This window comes from Streptomyces erythrochromogenes, assembly GCF_036170895.1.
Classification (GTDB): domain Bacteria; phylum Actinomycetota; class Actinomycetes; order Streptomycetales; family Streptomycetaceae; genus Streptomyces; species Streptomyces erythrochromogenes.
This window is the reverse complement of sequence record NZ_CP108036.1, coordinates 6491347-6508226: the sequence shown is the minus strand read 5'-3', so window position 1 is coordinate 6508226 and position 16880 is coordinate 6491347. Positions and strand designations below refer to the sequence as shown.

Here is a 16880-nt window from a genome sequence, read left to right as displayed (position 1 = left end):
ACTCTACGGGGTTCACGGACACGGCCCGGCGGGCCGGTCCCCCGACCGCCGGGGCGGGATCCTGGGCCGGCCCGGTACCGGGGCCTGCCGCCCGGGCGGCATGCGGGGCTGGGCCGCTGTCGTACTGGCCTGCCGCCCGGACGGGAACCCGACGCCGGGCCGGTGCCCCGGGCCTGACCCGGGCGGGATACGGGGCCGGGCCGGTACCCCGGGCCTGACCCGGCCGGGCGGGATCCGGGGCCGGGCCGGTACCCCGGCGCTGACCCGGCCGGGCGGGATCCGGGGCTGGGCCGGTGCCCCGGGCCTGACCCGGCCGGGCGGGATCCGGGGCTGGGCCGGTGCCGGGGCCGGGGTGGGGTGCCGTCCGGGACTGCATGATTTATGGCGCCCGAGGCGGGCCCGCCCGTACGGGCTCCTACCGCGCCAACAAATCACGTTCTACGTCCCGGCCGACACCCCACCCCGTCCCCACCCCCGCCCCGACCGATCCAGCCGGCCCCGCCAAGTTCCCTCCATCTCCGCCGGGGTCTCCCCCTCCAGCCCCGCCGGCGATTGAGGCGCGGGGTTCGGGGCGGAGCCCCGGGGTTGGCGGCGGGGCCGGCGGCCCGCGATTGGGGCGCGGGCCCCTACCCACCGGTACAGACCTCTGGCAAGCTGCCGCCCATGAACTCCCCCGCCGCCGACCGCGCCCGGTACGACCGGGCGACCGCGCACCTGGACGCGCCGCTGGCCATCGTGGATCTCGAGGCCTTCGACGCCAACGCCGACGATCTCGTGCGCCGGGCCGGCGGCAAGCCGGTCCGGGTCGCCAGCAAGTCGGTCCGGTGCCGCGCCCTGCTCGAACGGGTGCTGGCCCGGCCCGGGTTCGCGGGGATCATGTCGTACACGCTCGCCGAGTCGCTCTGGCTGGCCCGCTCCGGGTTCGAGGACGTGCTCCTCGCCTATCCCTCCGCGGACCGGGCCGGTTTCGGCGAGCTGGCGAACGACGCCAAGCTGGCCGCCGCCGTCACGGTGATGGTCGACGACCAAGCGCAGCTGGAGCTGATCGACGCGGCCCGCGACGGCGGTGCCGAGGAGATCCGGGTCTGCCTGGAGCTGGACACCGCCCTGCGGTTGCTGGGCGGCCGGGTCAGGGTGGGCGCGCGCCGCTCCCCGCTGCGCGAGCCCGCGCAGCTGGCCGCGCTGGCCCGCGCGGTCGCCGCCCGCCCCGGGTTCCGGGTGGTGGGGCTGATGGCGTACGAGGGCCATGTCGCCGGGGTCGGGGACGCGCTGGCGGGGCGCCCGCTGCGGTCCCGGGCGATCCGGCTGATGCAGGGCGCGGCCCGCAGGGAGCTGGCGGCGCGGCGGGCCGCGGTGGTGGCGGCCGTGCGGGAGGTCGTACCGGACCTGGAGTTCGTCAACGGCGGCGGTACGGGGAGCGTGCAGCAGACCGCGGCCGAGGACGCGGTGACGGAGATCGCCGCCGGGTCGGGGCTGTACGTGCCGCGGCTCTTCGACAACTACACCTCGTTCAGCGGGCGTCCGGCGGCCCTGTTCGCGCAGCCGGTGGTGCGCCGGCCCGGTGTGGGGGTGGTGACGGTGCTCGGCGGCGGCTATCCGGCGTCCGGTGCGGCCGGCCCGGACCGGCTGCCGGTCCCGTACCTGCCTCAGGGGCTGCGCTACGACCCGCAGGAGGGCGCGGGCGAGGTGCAGACACCGCTGCTGGGGAGCCCGGCCGACGATCTGCTGATCGGCGACCGGGTCTGGTTCCGCCATGCCAAGGCGGGCGAACTGTGCGAGCGGTTCGACACCTTGCACCTCGTCGAGGGCGACCGGGGCACGGGCAGCGTGCCGACCTACCGGGGCGAGGGCCGCACCTTCCTGTGACGGTCCGCTAGTACACGGTGTCCGCCTGGTCCGGGACGACGCCGGTGTCGTCGCGGCGGACCGGTCCGGGCGTGCCGTCGTGGTCGACGTAGCCCGTGGTGGAGCAGGGGTAGGGGCCGGTCTTCTGCTTCTTCGGCTCGATGAACATGGGGTTGACGATCCACTTGCCGTCGCTGTTGTCGTAGGCGCGGCACATCAGCTCGTTCTTGTTCCGGTTCACCACGAGCCGCAGGGCGGTCGCGTCTCGCAGGAACGAGACGTCGGTGTCGGAATCGCCCGCCGCGAACACCTGGCGGCGGGCGGCCGGCTGGACCTTCTCGGCGTCGGGGCCGCGCACCCCGTAGATCTCCTTGTTGATCCAGCAGCGCTTGCCGTCGATGTACGTGATCATCGTGTCGGCGCCGTCCCGGACGGATCCGCAGCCCTGGAGGCGGGGGGTGTACACCCCGCCGCGGGTCGTGGTGTTGCGGATGCCGATGACGTGGTCCGCGTCGATGCCGACGCCCTCGGCCCAGACCTCGACGACCGGCTGTGGGGAGGCCGAGCTGATCCAGACGTCGAAGCCGGCTTTCCGAAGGCTCTTGATCAGGTCCTTCTGCTGGTCGTAGTAGCGCACCCAGCCCGTGGCGCGGCCGGTGCCGACCTGCTGGGTGGCGCCGACGGGCGCGGCGAGGTTCTCGGTGCGGGCGGCGGCGGCGAAGCCGCGGATCTCGCGGGCGGTCCAGCCCTGCATCAGCTGGGGCAGCCAGGCGTACCCGGGTTCCATGGTGCGGCGGTCCCAGCCGGCGAAGGCGGCGGCTGCGGTGCGGGTCGCGGCGGTGCCGTAGACCGCGTTGATCTCGTCCGCGCAGCCGGCTCCGGCGGGGGTCCCGGTGGGCAGCGGGGTGCCGGGGCGGGCGAGGGCGCCGCAGGCGTCGGCGAGGGCCTTGGCGGCGGCGGGGGTCAGGAAGCGGCTGGTGGTGCTCCAGTCGCCGCGGGCGGGCTGGCGGATCCGGGAGTTGCGGAGCAGCCAGAACATGGTGGCGTCGCCGACGTCGTTCTTGACGACGGTGTTGTCCCAGTCGAAGACGGCGACGGGCCTGGCCCGGGCGGGCCGGTACGGGTTGCAGCGGCCGTAGCGGTCGATGAGCTGCTGGAGGCGCGCCTGGTTGTCGCCGTACCAGCCGGGCTCCAGCTGCGGGGTGGTGCAGGGCGCTCCGGGGTGTGCGGCCTCGGCGGAGGGGGCGACGGCGACGAGCGCCGCCACGGTGATCGCGGCGGCGGCGAGCGCCTGGAGGCGCCGGGTGGTGTCGCGTGGGGACATGGGTGAACGCTCCTTGGCGGTGAAGGCGTCACGGGCGGTGGAGCACGACAGCCGGGCGTCGTGCGACGCCCGGCTGTCGGGTGGGTGGTGGTGGGGTGAGCGCTTACAGGGGGGTGACGTACGCGCCGGAGATGCCGCCGTCGACGAGGAAGTCGGTGGCGTTGATGAAGGAGGAGTCGTCGCTGGCGAGGAAGGCGACGGCGGCGGCGATCTCGGTGGGCTCGGCGAACCGGCCCAGCGGGATGTGCACGAGCCGGCGGGCGGCGCGCTCGGGGTCCTTGGCGAACAGTTCCTGGAGCAGCGGGGTGTTGACGGGCCCGGGGCACAGGGCGTTGACGCGGATGCCCTCGCGGGCGAACTGGACGCCGAGCTCGCGGGACATGGCGAGGACGCCGCCCTTGGAGGCGGTGTAGGAGATCTGGGAGGTGGCGGCGCCCATGATGGCGACGAAGGACGCGGTGTTGATGATGGAGCCGCGGCCCTGGCGCTGCATGTAGGGCAGGGCGGCCTTGCAGCAGAGGTAGACGGAGGTGAGGTTGACGTCCTGGACCCGGCGCCAGGCGTCGAGCTCGGTGGTGAGGATGGAGTCGTCGTCCGGGGGCGAGATGCCCGCGTTGTTGAAGGCGATGTCGACGGAGCCGTAGGTGTCGAAGGCGGTCTTGAAGAGGGCGTCGACGTCCTCCTTGTCGGTGACGTCGACCTTCACGAAGAGGCCTCCGACCTCCTCGGCGGCGGCCTTGCCGGCCGTCTCGTCGATGTCGGCGCAGACGACGTGGGCGCCTTCGGAGGCCAGTCGGCGGGCGGTGGCGAGGCCGATGCCGCTGCCTGCTCCCGTGATGACGGCGGTGCGGCCGACGAGGCGGCGGCAGATGATCTCGGTGGGCTCTACGGACATGGGTCAGGCCTCCGTGCTGATGAAGACGTTCTTGGTCTCGGTGAAAGCGGTGAGGGCGTCGGGTCCGAGCTCGCGGCCGAGTCCGGACTGCTTGTAGCCGCCGAAGGGGGTCCAGTAGCGGACGCTGCTGTGGGAGTTGACGGACAGGTTGCCGGCGGCGACGGCGCGCGAGACGCGCAGCGCGCGGCCGATGTCGCGGGTCCAGAGGGAGCCGGAGAGGCCGTATTCGGTGGCGTTGGCCAGCCGTACCGCGTCCTCCTCGTCCTCGAAGGGCAGGACGACGGCGACGGGGCCGAAGACCTCCTCGGCGGCGACGGGCGCGGTGGGGGCGACGTCCGTGACGAGGGTGGGCGGGTACCAGAAGCCGCGGCCCTCGGGGGCGGTGCCGCGGATCGCGGTGAGGTCGTCGGTGACGAAGGACCGTACGCGGTCCAGCTGGGTCCGTGAGATCAGCGGGCCCATCTGGGTCTTCTCGTCGAGCGGGTCGCCGACGGCGACGGCCGCGATGCCGGGGGCGACGAGGTCGAGGAAGCGGTCGTACACGGAGCGCTGGACGAGGATGCGGGTGCGGGCGCAGCAGTCCTGGCCGGTGTTGTCGAGGAAGGACATGGGTGCGGCGGCCGCCGCCGCTTCCAGGTCGGCGTCGGCGAAGACGATGTTGGGGCTCTTGCCGCCGAGTTCGAGGGTGACGCGCTTCACCCGGTCGGCGCACTTGGCCATGATCTGCTTGCCGACGCGGGTGGAGCCGGTGAAGACGATCTTCGCGACGCCGGGGTGTTCGACGAGGGCGTCGCCCGCGGTGTCCCCGCGGCCGGGGAGCACCTGGAAGAGGTGTTCGGGGATCCCGGCTTCGAGGGCGAGTTCGGCGAGGCGCAGCGCGGTCAGCGGGGTGGTCTCGGCGGGCTTGAGGATGACGGCGTTGCCGGCGGCGAGGGCAGGGGCCAGGCCCCAGGCGGCGATCGGCATGGGGAAGTTCCAGGGGGCGATCACGCCGATGACGCCGAGGGGTTCGAGGAAGGTGACGTCGATGCCGCCGGCGACGGGGATCTGGCGGCCGGAGAGCCGTTCCACTCCCCCGGCGGCGAAGTCGAGGAGGTCGCGTACGTTGCCGGCTTCCCAGCGGGCGTTGCCGATGGTGTGGCCGGCTTCGCGGACCTCCAGCCGTGCCAGTTCCTCGATGTGCCCGTCGACGACGGCGGCGAAGCGCCGCAGCAGGCGGGCGCGGTCGGCGGGGGCGGCCGCGGCCCAGGCGCGCTGGGCCGCGGCGGCCCGGGCGACGGCGGCGTCGACGTCGTCCCGTGTGGCGGCCGGGACGACGGCGACGGTTTCCTCGGTGGCCGGATTCAGCACTTCCAGCGCATCGGACACGTGGTGCCTCACAGTTTCGTTCGGTGGCGTGCGGTGGCTACAGGCGTTCGAAGGAGCGGCGCAGCTCCCAGTCGGTCACCGCGGAGTCGTAGGCGTCGAGTTCCACGCGGGCCATGTTGCGGTAGTGGGCGACGACCTCGGGGCCGAAGGCGGCCTTGGCGATCTCGCTGTTCTCCCAGAGTTCGGCCGCCTCGCGCAGGGTGGCGGGTACGTGTGCGTAGTCGCCGGTGTAGGCGTTGCCGGTGCACATCGGCGGCAGCTCCAGGCGGTTCTCGATGCCGTAGAGCCCGGCCGCGACCAGGCCGGCGACGGCGAGGTAGGGGTTGACGTCGCCGCCGGGGAGGCGGTTCTCGAAGCGCATGGAGCGGCCGTGGCCGACGACGCGCAGGGCGCAGGTGCGGTTGTCGAGGCCCCAGGCGACGGCGGTCGGCGCGAAGGATCCCGGCCGGAAACGCTTGTACGAGTTGATGTTCGGGGCGTAGAGAAGGGAGAAGTCGCGCAGCGCGGCCAGCTGGCCGGCCAGGAAGTGGCGCATCACGGGGGACATGCCGTGTTCCTCGTGGCCCTCTCCGGCCATCGCGTTGCGTCCGTCGGCGTCGGTGAGCGAGAGGTGGATGTGACAGGAGTTGCCCTCGCGCTCGTCGTACTTGGCCATGAAGGTGAGCGAGACGCCTTCCTGGGCGGCGATCTCCTTGGCGCCGGTCTTGTAGACGGAGTGCTGGTCGCAGGTGGTGAGCGCCTCGTCGTAGCGGAAGGCGATCTCGTGCTGGCCGAGGTTGCACTCGCCCTTGGCCGACTCGACGACCAGGCCGGCGGCCTGCATCTCGTTGCGGATCCGGCGCAGCAGGGGCTCGACGCGGCCGGTCCCGAGGACCGAGTAGTCGATGTTGTACTGGTTGGCGGGGGTCAGGCCGCGGTAGTTGGCGTTCCAGGCCTGCTCGTAGGTGTCCTGGAAGACCATGAACTCCAGCTCGGTGCCGACCATCGCGGTGTATCCGTGCTCGGCGAGGCGTTCCAGCTGGCGGCGCAGGATCTGCCGGGGTGCGGCCACGACGGGCGTGCCGTCGTTCCAGGCCAGGTCGGCCAGGATGAAGGCGCTGCCGGGGTTCCAGGGGATGCGGCGCAGGGTGGCGAGGTCGGGGTGCATGGCGAAGTCGCCGTAGCCCCGGTCCCAGGAGGACATCTCGTAGCCGTCGACGGTGTTCATGTCGGTGTCGACGGCCAGGAGGTAGTTGCAGCCCTCGGTGCCGTGCGCGAGGACCTCGTCCAGGAAGAACTGTGCGGCGAACCGCTTGCCCTGGAGCCGCCCCTGCATGTCGGGGAAGGCCAGGACGACTGTGTCGATCTCACCGCTGGCGACGAGGGCGCGGAGCTCCTCGGGCGCGAGCGGCGGCTTGCGGTCTACCACGGGAATCTCTCCTTCGGTGAGCCGAGGAGGCCTAAGGTATTGAATAGAACCATTGCTTGGGAAGGGGAGGAGCCGAGATGACCGATACGGCGAGCGAAGGCGACGCCGCCCGGCGCCTGAACCCGGTGCTGCGCCAGGTGCGGGCGGGCAACGGGTTCGAGGAGGCGCTGGAGCAGATCCTCCAGGTGGTCCGCCTGGGTCTGGTGCCCGGCGGCGAAAGGCTGCCGCCCGAGCGCGAGTTGGCGGAGCGGATGGGGATCAGCCGGGTCACCCTGCGCGAGGTCCTGAAGGTACTGCAGGACCAGGGCCTGGTGGAGGCGCGGCGCGGCCGGTACGGCGGGACGTTCGTACTGCCCCGCCCCGACACCCCGGCCGGCGGCACCGAGGAGGAGCTGCGCAGACGGGTGGCGGGCGTGGACATCGAGGACGTCCTGCGCTTCCGCGAGGTCCTGGAGGTGGGGGCGGCCGGACTGTGCGCCTCCCAGGGGCTGACCGAGGAGGGCGCCGAGCGGCTGCTCGCCGCGCTCGGGGCCACCCACGACGCCCCGCTCGCCGACTACCGCCGCCAGGACACCCTCTTCCACCTCACCCTGTGCGAGCTCGCCGGGTCCGCCACCCTGACGGCCCAGTACGCGGCCGTCCGGGCCACGGTCAACGACCTGCTCGACTGCATCCCGCTGCTGGTCCGCAACCTGGAGCACTCACAGCAGCAGCACAGCGCGCTGGTGGAGTCGGTGCTGGAAGGGGACGCCGCGGGGGCCCGCGAGACCATGCGCGAGCACTGCTGCGGCACGGCGGCGCTGCTGCGGGGGTTCCTCGCCTGAGCGGCCGGGGAGGGGGGTTCGCGGGGCGTCCGAGAGGTTTTCGTAACTTCTGTTTTACGCAGAGGTCTTGCGCGCTCCGCTCCACTAGGACAAAGGTACGCCCCACAACCATTGCCCTGAGGCAGGAGCGCACGATGGCCGACGACCTCGAGGCACGGCTGGCAGCCGTGCCCGCACCCACCACGTCACCCGCCGGGGGCGACGGCCCGGACGACTACCTGGAGCGCCGCACGCTGCGCCGCGGCAGCGCCGGCTGGCTGCTCCTGACCGGTCTCGGCGTCGCCTACGTCGTCTCCGGGGACTTCTCCGGCTGGAACGTCGGTCTCGACAAGGGCGGCTTCGGCGGTCTCGCCATCGCCACCGTCCTGATGGGCGCCATGTACGCCTGCCTGGTCTTCTCCCTTGCGGAGCTGTCCACCATCCTGCCGACGGCGGGGGGCGGCTACGGCTTCGCCCGCCGCGCGCTGGGCCCCTGGGGCGGCTTCCTCACCGGCACCGCCATCCTCATCGAGTACATCCTGGCCCCGGCGGCGATCGTCATCTTCATCGGCGACTACGTGGAGTCCCTCGGCCTCTTCGGCCTCACCTCCAGCTGGCCCGTCTACCTCGGCTGCTTCGTCATCTTCATCGGCGTGCACCTGTGGGGCGTCGGCGAGGCGCTGCGCTTCAGCCTCGTCGTGACCGCCGTCGCCGTCGCCGCCCTGCTGATCTTCGCGGTGGGCGCGTTCACCGAGTTCAGCGCGGACGGCCTCAACGACATCCCGGTCGACCCGAGCGCCTTCGGCTCGAACTCCTGGCTGCCGCTCGGCGTGCTCGGCATCTGGGCCGCGTTCCCCTTCGGCATGTGGTTCTTCCTCGGCGTGGAGGGCGTACCGCTGGCGGCCGAGGAGGCGAAGGACCCGGTCCGCTCCATGCCGAAGGCGCTGTCCATCTCCATGGGCATCCTCGCCCTGCTGGCCCTGATCACCTTCTTCGCGGCGACCGGCGCGCAGGGCGCCGACGCCGTCAAGTCGGCCGGCAACCCGCTGGTCGTCGCCCTGGAGGGCGACGGCGGCCCGACCGCGCTGAGCCGGTTCGTGAACTACGCCGGCCTGGCGGGCCTGGTGGCCTCCTTCTTCTCGCTCATCTACGCGGGCTCGCGCCAGCTCTTCGCCCTCTCGCGCGCCGGCTACCTGCCCCGCTTCCTGTCCCTGACCTCGAAGCGCAAGGCCCCGTACCTGGGCCTGATCATCCCCGGTGCGATCGGCTTCGCCCTGGCCGCATCCACCGGCAACGGCGCCCGCATGCTCAACATCGCGGTCTTCGGCGCCACCATCTCCTACGCCCTGATGGCGCTCTCGCACATCGTGCTGCGCCGCCGGGAGCCGCAGCTGGAGCGTCCGTACCGCACCCCGGGCGGCATCCTGACCTCCTCGGTGGCCTTCGTACTCGCCCTGTCGGCCCTGGTCGCCACCTTCCTGGTGGACAAGGACGCGGCCTTCATCGCCCTGGCCGTATACGCCGTCGCCCTCGCCTACTTCGCCTTCTACAGCCGGCACCACCTCGTGGCATCGGCCCCCGAGGAGGAGTTCGCGGCCCTCGCGGAAGCAGAGGCGGAGCTGGCCCGCGACTGAGATCCTGTCCTGTCCTGCTCCTTCCCGTCGCCGTCGTCCGTCGTCCCCGTCCCGTTCCCGGAGGTAGAGAACGTGCCCAGGCCGCTCATCGGCATCACCACCTACGTCGAGGAATCCACCCGCTACGGGGTGTGGGACCTCCCGACGTCGCTCGTACCGACCGGGTACTGCGAACTCGTCCAGGCGGCGGGCGGCGCGGCCGTGCTGCTGCCCCCGGACGAACCCGGTTCTGCGGCGGAGGTGTTGAGCCGGGTGGACGGCCTGGTCGTCGCGGGCGGCCCGGACGTGGACCCGGTCCACTACGGCGCCGCACGCGACCCCCGTACGGGCGCCCCCGCCACGGTCCGCGACCACTGGGAGCTGGCCCTGGTCAACGCGGCGCTGGAGGCGGACGTGCCCGTGCTCGGCATCTGCCGCGGGATGCAGGCCCTGAACGTGGCCCTGGGCGGCACGCTGATCCAGCACATCGACGGCCACGTCGACACCCCGGGCGTCATGTCCTGGCATCCGGTACGCCCGGTCCCGGGCACCCGGTACGCGGACCTGGTTCCGGAGGAGGCGCAGGTCCCGACCTACCACCACCAGGCGGTGGAGCGCCTGGGCCACGGCCTCGTCGTCTCGGCCCACGCGCTCGACGGCACGGTGGAGGCGATCGAGCTGCCCGATCCGGCGCGCTGGGTGCTGGGCGTCCAGTGGCACCCGGAGCGCGACAAGGACACCCGGGTGATGGCGTCGCTGATCGAGGCGGCCACGGCGCGCAGCGCGGTGCCGGTGGCCTGACGACCGCCGGCCGCGGGGCTCCGGCACCTTCCCCAGCGCCGGGGCCCCGCGCCCGGCCCCTCCGCCGTCCCCGCCTCCGCACGAATGGCCCTGCGGCCTGGCGACGTGCAGGCTGGAAAGGTGAGCACACGGGCACACGGCAAGGCGACCGGGCCGGTGGCCGGGTTCCTGGAGAACCCGGTCGTGGGCATGGCGCCCTGGATCATCTTCTCGCTGCTGGTCGGCCCGGGACGGTTCGAGCTCGCGGTCGGGCTGGCGCTGGCGGTGTCGGTCGCCCTGACCGCGCTGAGCCACCTGGTCAACCGCGGCAGCTCCTGGAAGCTGCTGGAACTGGCCGACATCGTCTTCTTCGCCACGATGGCCGTGATCGGAGCCCTGGCGAGCGAGGGGACCCTGAACTGGCTGGAGACGTACGCGGGCGAAGTCGCCAACATCGCGCTGGCGGTGATCGCCTTCGGCTCGATGGCGGTCCGGACGCCTTTCACCCTCCAGTACGCCCGCGAACAGGTCGATCCGTCGCTCTGGCACACGCGCGGCTTCCTGCGGACCAATTACATGATCACGGGGGCCTGGGGCATCGCCTTCCTGGTGGCGGCCGCCGCAGGGGCGTACGGGGACCTGGTCCTGCGCAACTCCGGCAACATCTGGACCGGCTGGGTCATCCAGATCCTGGCGATCGTGGCCGCGGTGAAGTTCACCGTCTGGTACCCGGACGTCGCCCGCGCCCGGGCCGTCCGCGAGGCTTCCGGCCTGCCCCCCGAGCCCACGCCGTGGGCGGGCTTCCTGGTACCGCTGGCGGGCACGCTCGTACCGGTCGGCATCGTCGTCCTGGTCTTCGACAACATGTGGTGGCTGGGAGTCGCCCTGATCGTCGCGGGCTCGCTGCTGACGAAGACCCTCCAGTCGCGGGCCGGCCAGGAGCCCGCATGACGGCGTGCTCCTGGGGCCCGGCGGCCGGGTGGACCTCCCGTCCGGTCAGCGGCTGAAGACGACCGACCGGAGCTTCAGCCGCTCCGAGCCGTGGCCCGTGACGGGCCGCAGCGTGAAGTGGTCGCCCTCGCAGCCGGGCTCGGTGAACACCGTCGCCGTGGAGGTCGTCCTGTTGCGCGGCGAGTGCGCGGGGGAGGCGGCACCGGGGTCGGCGACCTCGGGCAGCGTGATGCACTCCTCGCTCTCGGGGTCTTCCAGGATCACCCGCAGGGGGCGGCCGTCGAGGCCCGTGACCGTGTACTGGAACTCTCCGGTGGCGGCCGTGGCCGAGGTGGGGACGGCCAGCAGGAGCGTGAAGGCGCCGAAAGCGGCGACGGCGGCATGGCGTGGACGCATCAGGGGGTCTCCTCGGGGGCGGAGCGACGACGTGCAGGAGCCACCTTTCCTGCGGTCCGGGCCGGGGTCACCGCCCGCACCGTGCCGAATCGATCCGCCTTCGCCCGAACGGACGCACGCACCTCGCCCCGCTGTCCGGCAGATCACAGTGACGGACGGGGCGCCGCCTCCTACGATGCGTGATCGATACACACATCCCCGTGCCTTCCCGTCCCGTCCGAGGAGACCGATCCCGTGACCACCGGCGCCGCCACACGCGAGAGCTACTACGAGCGGACGGGCGGACACCGCTACAAGCCCACGGCCCACGCGGGCGGTGCGTGGAACACCGACGAGCAGCATTTCAGTCCGCTCGCCGGCCTCGTGGTCCACGCGATCGACGGGCACCTGGCGCGGCGGCCCGAGCCGTTGGCGCTCGCGCGGATCAGCTACGACATCCTCGGCCGCATCGCCCTCGACGAGTGCGAGATCACCGTCGAGACCGTCCGCCCGGGCCGGACCATCGAACTCCTGGAAGCGACCGTGGTCATCGGAGGCCGGCCGGTGGTGCGCGCCCGCGCCTGGCTGCTGGCCACGCTGGACTCCTCCGCCGTGGCCGACAGCCCGCACGACCGCCTGCCCGCCCCCGAGGAGCTCGGCGTCTGGGCGATGGACGACGAGTGGGACGGCGGCTACGTCTCCTCCATCGAGGTCCGCCGTACGCCGCCCACCCGCCGGGGCCGCACCGCGGCCTGGGTGTCCTCGCCCGTCGCCCTGGTCGCGGGCGAGCCGAGCAGCGCCCTGGCCTCGTACGTGGCGCTCGTGGACACCGCGAACGGGATCGCGGTCCAGCAGGACCCCACCGCCTGGATGTTCCCGAACCTCGACCTGACGATCCACCTGCACCGCCAGCCGCGCGGCCCGTGGACCGGCCTGGACACCACCGTCACCTTCGGCCCGTCCGGGCAGGGGCTCACCAGCAGCGTCCTGCACGACGCCGACGGCCCCGTCGGCCACGCCGAACAGATCCTCACGGTCCGGCCCGTCACCTAAGGCATACCCCGGGTCAGGGACAGCAGGTCCCGGGCCGGGCCCGCCGGGCGGGCGCCCGCCGGCCAGACCGCCCGCAGGGCCCGGCCGAGCTCGGCTCCCGTCACCGCCACCTCCACCAGCCGGCGGGCCGCCACCTCGTCCACCACGGCCAGCTCCGACAGCACGCACGGCCCGGCGCCGCCCAGCGCGGCCGCCTTCACCGCCGTCGTCGACGCCAGCTCCAGCAGCGGCGCGGCCAGTCCGCCGTGCCCGGCGAGCGCCGCGTCCAGCACCTGCCGCGTGCCCGAGCCGCGCTCCCTCAGGATCAGCGGGGTCGCCGCGAGTTCCGCCGCCTCCACGCCCCGCGTGCGCCGCGCCCACGGATGGACCGGCGCCACCGCCACGACGAGCCGGTCCTGCGCGATCACCGCCGAGTCCAGCCCCTCGGGCACCGTCAGCCCCTCCACGAAGCCGAGGTCGGCCTCGTGCGTGAGCACCCGCTGCACGACCACCGCGGAGTTGCCGGCGTGCAGCGACACCGCCGTGTCCGGCCGCTGCCCGCGCAGCGCGATCAGCCACCCCGGCAGCAGGTACTCCGCGATCGTCATGCTGGCCGCCACCCGCAGCCGGGAGTCCCGCCGCCCGCGCAGCGCCTGCGCACCCGCGTCGAAGGCCTCCGCAGCCTCCACCACCCGCCGGGCCCAGTCGGTGACCAGCGCACCCTCGGCCGTCAGCGTCGAACCCCGGGGCGAACGGTCCACCAGCGCCACCCCCAGCCGGGTCTCCATCGCCCGGATCCGGCTGCTCGCCGCGGGCTGTGTGATGCCCAGCCGCCGGGCGGCGCCGCTCAGGCTCCCGACCCGGGCGACCGCGAGCAGCAGCTCCAGCGCACCCAGGTCCGGTACGCGGTGCGCCAGCGGAACCCACTTCTCATCACCCATAACATCAGTTTATGGCCTTATAGAAAGATGATCCCTGCCGTTCGGCCCGCCCCGGCGTGACGCTGGACCCATGGCCACCACCCTCGTGCGACCCCGCACCCTCACCGAAACCGCGCCCACCGCCCACAAGGCACCGGCGCTGCGACACCTCGGCCCCAACTGGTACGCCTCTGTCATGGGCACCGCGATCGTCGCCAACGCCGGCGCGGCCCTCCCGTACCAGCTCCCCGGCCAGCGCGTGGCCTGCCAGCTCGTCTGGGCGCTGTCCGCCGCCGCCCTCGCCGTCCTGCTGGCCGCCCGGGCCGGGCACTGGCTCCACCACCGCGACCAGGCCCGCGCCCACCTCCTCGACCCGGCCGTCGCCCCCTTCTACGGCTGCCTCTCGATGGCGCTGCTGGCCGTCGGCGGAGGCACCCTCATCGTCGGCAAGGACCTCATCGGGACCGGTGCCGCCGTGGCGGTGGACACCGTCCTGTTCACCGCGGGCACCGCGATCGGCCTGGTCGCGGCCGTGGCCGTGCCCTACCTGATGGTGGTGCGCCACAAGGTCGAGCCGAAGCAGGCCAGCCCCGTCTGGCTGCTCCCCCTCGTCGCCCCCATGGTCTCGGCCGCGCTCGGTCCGCTGCTGATACCCCACCTGCCCGCCGGCCAGCCCCGCGAGGCCATGCTGCTCGCCTGCTACGCCATGTTCGGCATCAGCCTGCTCGCCACCCTGCTGATGCTCCCCCTGATCTTCGGCCGGCTGATCGTGGGCGGCCCCCTCCCCCTGGCCCTGACCCCGACCCTGTTCCTCGTCCTCGGCCCACTCGGGCAGTCCACCACCGCCGTCAACCAGCTCGCCGACATGGCCCCCCAGGCCATCGGCGCCCCCTACGCCGGTGCGCTCGGCGCCTTCGCGGTCGTCTACGGGGTACCCGTGATGGGATTCGCCCTGCTGTGGCTGGCGCTCGCCGTATGCATGCTGGTCCGGGCGGCCCGCGCCGGCATGGGCTTCGCGATGACCTGGTGGGCGCTGACCTTCCCCGTCGGCACCTGTGTCACCGGCGCCGCCGGCCTGGCCCGCCACACCGGGCTCACCGCCCTCGGCTGGCTCGCCGCTGCCCTCTTCCTCGCCCTGCTGACGGCCTGGCTGCTCACCGCCGGCCACACCCTGCGGGGCCTGCTCTCGGGCCGCCTGCCGTAACCCGCGCGGGGCGACGCGGATCCCAGTCCGTGCCCGTTCCCCTGCCGGGGGGCGGGCGAATCCGGGCGCGGTGTGGCCGGGCGTGGCATCGCGGTACGGCGGAATCCAGGGCGGGTCGCGGTGCCGTTCCCCTCCCGGGGGGCGGGCGGATCCGGGCGCGGTGTGGCCGGGCGTGGCATCGCAGTACCGGCGGAATCCATGCCCCGTGCGGGTGGGTCGCGGTGCCGTTCCCCTCCCGGGGGGGCGGGCGGATCCGGGCCGGGCCGTGGCATCGCAGTGCCGGCGGAATCCGGGCGCGGTGCGGGCGGGTCGCGGTGCCGCGGAGGGGTGTCTCCTCGGCTCGCGCCAGGCGGGCACTTCTCGGTTGTGCGGGGTGGTTGCGCGCTCGTCCTGCGGGGACACCCCTCCCCGTCCCCGCTCCAGCAGTACGAACCCGGTTCCGGGGCGCCATCCGTGCCGGCCCGGAGCGCGCAGTACGGGCATGTCCCCCTGCACGGGCAGGAGTACCGGATCGCCGGCGTGGGGTGGGGACACGGCGGAGTGTCCCCGCAGGACGAGCGCGCGACCTCGGCCGCCTGGCCGCGACGCACCCGCACGCGCCGAGCCGAGGAGACACTCCGGCGGGGCACCGCCCCACCCGACACATCCCGCCCCGCGACAACCCGCAACCCCGGCGGGAGCCAAGCGGCACCGCCCCACCCGACACATCCCGCCCCGCGACAACCCGCAACCCCGGCGGGAGCCGAGCGGCACCGCCCCACGCCATCCATCCCGCCCCACGACAACCCGCAACCCCGGCAGGAGCCGAACCGTTCCACCCGGCCGCACCGAAGCCACCCCGCCACAACCGGCCACCCCGGCGGGAGCCGAGCGGCGGCGGGAGCCGAGCGGTCAGCGCGCAGCGCGCAGGGCATCAGCCAGCACCCTCGGCGCGTCGGCCAACGATGGCCCGTACCAGGTCAGATGCCGTCCGTCGACCAGGGCCGCCGGCAGGCCGGGGAAGGCCTCCGGGCCGTCCTCGGCCGTGAAGCGGTACGGCTCGTCCGGCAGCACCACCAGATCGCATCCGGCCGCGGCCAGCTCCTCCACCGGAATCCTCGGGTACCGCTCCGCGTGCCCGGCGTAGACGTTGCGCACTCCGAGCCGCGCCAGCAGGTCACCCGCGAAGGTGTCCCGGCCCAGCACCATCCACGGCCGCCGCCACACCGGCACGAAGGCCGTGAGCCCTCCCACCGGCTCCGCGCGGGCCCAGGCCGCCTCCGCGTCCGCCAGCCACGCCGGCCTCGCCAGCCCCAGCGCACCCACCAGCACCCGGTCCAGCTCCCGCAGCGCCTGCGGCAGGTCCCGGACCTCGGTGACGAGCACCTCCACTCCGGCCGCGCGCAGCGCGGCCAGGTCCGGCGCCCGGTTCTCCTCCTCGTTGGCGATCACCAGGTCCGGGCGGAGCTGCGCGATCCGGCGCACGTCGGGGTTCTTCGTACCCCCGATCCGCTCCGCCGCCCCGAGGTCGCCGGGGTGCGTGCACCAGTCGGTGACCCCGACCAGCAGCCCCGGCGCGCTCACCGCCACCGCCTCGGTCAGCGACGGCACCAGCGACACGACGCGCCGCACGCCGCCGCTCACTGCCCGGGTGACGGGGGCTCGGAGGTCGCGTGGATGTGGTCCCCCACCGCGACCACCAGGATCCGGGTGTCCTCGGTGACGGCCCGCCAGCGGTGGCGCACGCCCCCGGACAGGAACAGCGCGTCCCCGCTCTCCAGCCGGTACGCCCGCCCCTCGGCCTCGACCTGGCAGGCGCCCTCGACCACGTACATCACTTCGTCGTTGCGGTGCTGGTACTCGCGCCCGGCGTCCTGGTCCCCGGTGAACTCCATGGCGTGCAGCTGGTGGTGTCCGCGCACGAGGGGCCGTACGCCGGGGATCGGGGTGAGCCCGGACTCGTCGCCGGCGCGCACGAGGTCCACCGTGCGCGCGGTGTCGGAGGCGGCGAGCAGCTCGACGGCCGTGGTCTCCAGGGCGTCCGCGACGCGCTCCAGGGACCGCATGCTGGGCCGGGCCCGCTCGTTCTCTATCTGACTCAGGAAGGGCACCGACAGGCCGCTCCGCGCCGACACGGCGGCCAGCGTGAGGTGGAGCGCGCGGCGGCGCTTGCGCACGGCCACACCCACCCGCAGCGGCTCTTTGCCGTCCTTGTCCTTGCTCTTGTCGTCCAGCTTGCCGTTGAGGCCGTCCGTGCCGTCCCTGTCGTTCATGTCGGGGCTGCCCTCCCCATGTCCGTCGCACATCGGTGTGCTGTAAGCACCTTACGCAGCAACCGGCTCCGGTTTCGCCCGCACCGACCTTCCCGTACCCGTCCGCTCAC

Annotated in this window: 15 protein-coding genes; 7 read left to right on the top strand and 8 right to left on the bottom strand. The window is 73.5% G+C overall.

The genetic code is table 11. The features are described from left to right. Positions 1-663 precede the first annotated feature (663 nt). Positions 664-1866, top strand: a complete 1203-nt coding sequence (locus OHA91_RS29765) for an alanine racemase (protein ID WP_266502926.1) — start codon at positions 664-666, stop codon at positions 1864-1866. A gap of 7 nt (positions 1867-1873) precedes the next feature. Here OHA91_RS29765 and OHA91_RS29760 read toward each other — a convergent pair whose 3' ends face one another. The 4 genes from OHA91_RS29760 to OHA91_RS29745 form a co-directional block, all read right to left on the bottom strand. Beyond that, entirely contained in the window at positions 1874-3169 is a 1296-nt protein-coding gene (locus tag OHA91_RS29760; protein ID WP_266502924.1) for a haloacid dehalogenase-like hydrolase, read from the bottom strand. 103 nt (positions 3170-3272) lie between these two features. Then, positions 3273-4064, bottom strand: a complete 792-nt coding sequence (locus OHA91_RS29755) for a 3-oxoacyl-ACP reductase (RefSeq protein WP_031150387.1) — start codon at positions 4062-4064, stop codon at positions 3273-3275. Between the two features lie 3 nt (positions 4065-4067). Continuing rightward, positions 4068-5432, bottom strand: coding sequence for an aldehyde dehydrogenase family protein (locus OHA91_RS29750; RefSeq protein ID WP_031150389.1), 1365 nt, complete (start codon positions 5430-5432; stop codon positions 4068-4070). A 37-nt stretch (positions 5433-5469) separates the two neighbouring features. Then, positions 5470-6840 carry a glutamine synthetase family protein gene (locus OHA91_RS29745; protein WP_031150391.1) on the bottom strand — a complete coding sequence of 457 codons (1371 nt, stop codon included), beginning with the start codon at positions 6838-6840 and terminating at the stop codon, positions 5470-5472. A 77-nt stretch (positions 6841-6917) separates the two neighbouring features. On the opposite strand from OHA91_RS29745, the gene OHA91_RS29740 reads away from it, so the two are divergent. The 4 genes from OHA91_RS29740 to OHA91_RS29725 all read left to right on the top strand — a co-directional run bounded on the left by OHA91_RS29740 (position 6918) and on the right by OHA91_RS29725 (position 10987). Next, positions 6918-7664, top strand: coding sequence for a FadR/GntR family transcriptional regulator (locus tag OHA91_RS29740; RefSeq protein WP_328740352.1), 747 nt, complete (start codon positions 6918-6920; stop codon positions 7662-7664). A 134-nt stretch (positions 7665-7798) separates the two neighbouring features. Continuing rightward, entirely contained in the window at positions 7799-9277 is a 1479-nt protein-coding gene (eat, locus tag OHA91_RS29735; protein WP_328740351.1) for an ethanolamine permease, read from the top strand. Positions 9278-9349: 72 nt separating this feature from the next. Further along, on the top strand, positions 9350-10057 hold the full coding sequence (locus OHA91_RS29730) for a gamma-glutamyl-gamma-aminobutyrate hydrolase family protein (protein ID WP_031150395.1): 708 nt from the start codon (positions 9350-9352) through the stop codon (positions 10055-10057). Positions 10058-10177: 120 nt separating this feature from the next. Further along, on the top strand, positions 10178-10987 hold the full coding sequence (locus OHA91_RS29725; protein WP_266502922.1) for a hypothetical protein: 810 nt from the start codon (positions 10178-10180) through the stop codon (positions 10985-10987). A 45-nt stretch (positions 10988-11032) separates the two neighbouring features. Here the strand turns inward: OHA91_RS29725 and OHA91_RS29720 are convergent, their stop codons facing one another. Then, positions 11033-11383, bottom strand: coding sequence for a hypothetical protein (locus tag OHA91_RS29720; protein ID WP_328740350.1), 351 nt, complete (start codon positions 11381-11383; stop codon positions 11033-11035). A 234-nt stretch (positions 11384-11617) separates the two neighbouring features. Between OHA91_RS29720 and OHA91_RS29715 the strand changes: the two genes are divergently transcribed. Further along, positions 11618-12415, top strand: coding sequence for a thioesterase family protein (locus tag OHA91_RS29715; protein WP_328740349.1), 798 nt, complete (start codon positions 11618-11620; stop codon positions 12413-12415). Here OHA91_RS29715 and OHA91_RS29710 read toward each other — a convergent pair. Then, positions 12412-13335: a LysR family transcriptional regulator gene (locus tag OHA91_RS29710; protein ID WP_328740348.1), complete on the bottom strand. Its 924-nt coding sequence runs from the start codon at positions 13333-13335 to the stop codon at positions 12412-12414. The two genes, OHA91_RS29715 and OHA91_RS29710, sit on opposite strands and share 4 nt — an antisense overlap. Before the next feature lie 70 nt (positions 13336-13405). Here OHA91_RS29710 and OHA91_RS29705 point away from each other — a divergent pair, with 70 nt between their 5' ends. Further along, positions 13406-14518 carry a TDT family transporter gene (locus tag OHA91_RS29705; RefSeq protein ID WP_051893116.1) on the top strand — a complete coding sequence of 371 codons (1113 nt, stop codon included), beginning with the start codon at positions 13406-13408 and terminating at the stop codon, positions 14516-14518. A gap of 891 nt (positions 14519-15409) precedes the next feature. On the opposite strand, the gene OHA91_RS29700 is transcribed toward OHA91_RS29705, so the two are convergent. Together OHA91_RS29700 and OHA91_RS29695 are read right to left on the bottom strand one after the other, a co-directional pair. Then, complete coding sequence (locus OHA91_RS29700; protein WP_266502914.1) at positions 15410-16129, bottom strand: helical backbone metal receptor; 720 nt, start codon at positions 16127-16129, stop codon at positions 15410-15412. An 8-nt stretch (positions 16130-16137) separates the two neighbouring features. Continuing rightward, complete coding sequence (locus OHA91_RS29695) at positions 16138-16770, bottom strand: helix-turn-helix domain-containing protein (RefSeq protein WP_328740347.1); 633 nt, start codon at positions 16768-16770, stop codon at positions 16138-16140. Positions 16771-16880 lie beyond the last annotated feature (110 nt).

Excerpts from the sequence above, each read along its gene's own strand:
- OHA91_RS29705 (WP_051893116.1), top strand. The coding sequence starts at position 13,406 with ATGGCCACCACCCTCGTGCGACCCCGCACCCTCACCGAAACCGCGCCC.
- OHA91_RS29740 (WP_328740352.1), top strand. The coding sequence starts at position 6,918 with ATGACCGATACGGCGAGCGAAGGCGACGCCGCCCGGCGCCTGAACCCG.
- OHA91_RS29755 (WP_031150387.1), bottom strand. The coding sequence starts at position 4,064 with ATGTCCGTAGAGCCCACCGAGATCATCTGCCGCCGCCTCGTCGGCCGC.
- eat (WP_328740351.1), top strand. The coding sequence starts at position 7,799 with ATGGCCGACGACCTCGAGGCACGGCTGGCAGCCGTGCCCGCACCCACC.
- OHA91_RS29695 (WP_328740347.1), bottom strand. The coding sequence starts at position 16,770 with ATGAACGACAGGGACGGCACGGACGGCCTCAACGGCAAGCTGGACGAC.
- OHA91_RS29720 (WP_328740350.1), bottom strand. The coding sequence starts at position 11,383 with ATGCGTCCACGCCATGCCGCCGTCGCCGCTTTCGGCGCCTTCACGCTC.
- OHA91_RS29765 (WP_266502926.1), top strand. The coding sequence starts at position 664 with ATGAACTCCCCCGCCGCCGACCGCGCCCGGTACGACCGGGCGACCGCG.
- OHA91_RS29710 (WP_328740348.1), bottom strand. The coding sequence starts at position 13,335 with ATGGGTGATGAGAAGTGGGTTCCGCTGGCGCACCGCGTACCGGACCTG.
- OHA91_RS29760 (WP_266502924.1), bottom strand. The coding sequence starts at position 3,169 with ATGTCCCCACGCGACACCACCCGGCGCCTCCAGGCGCTCGCCGCCGCC.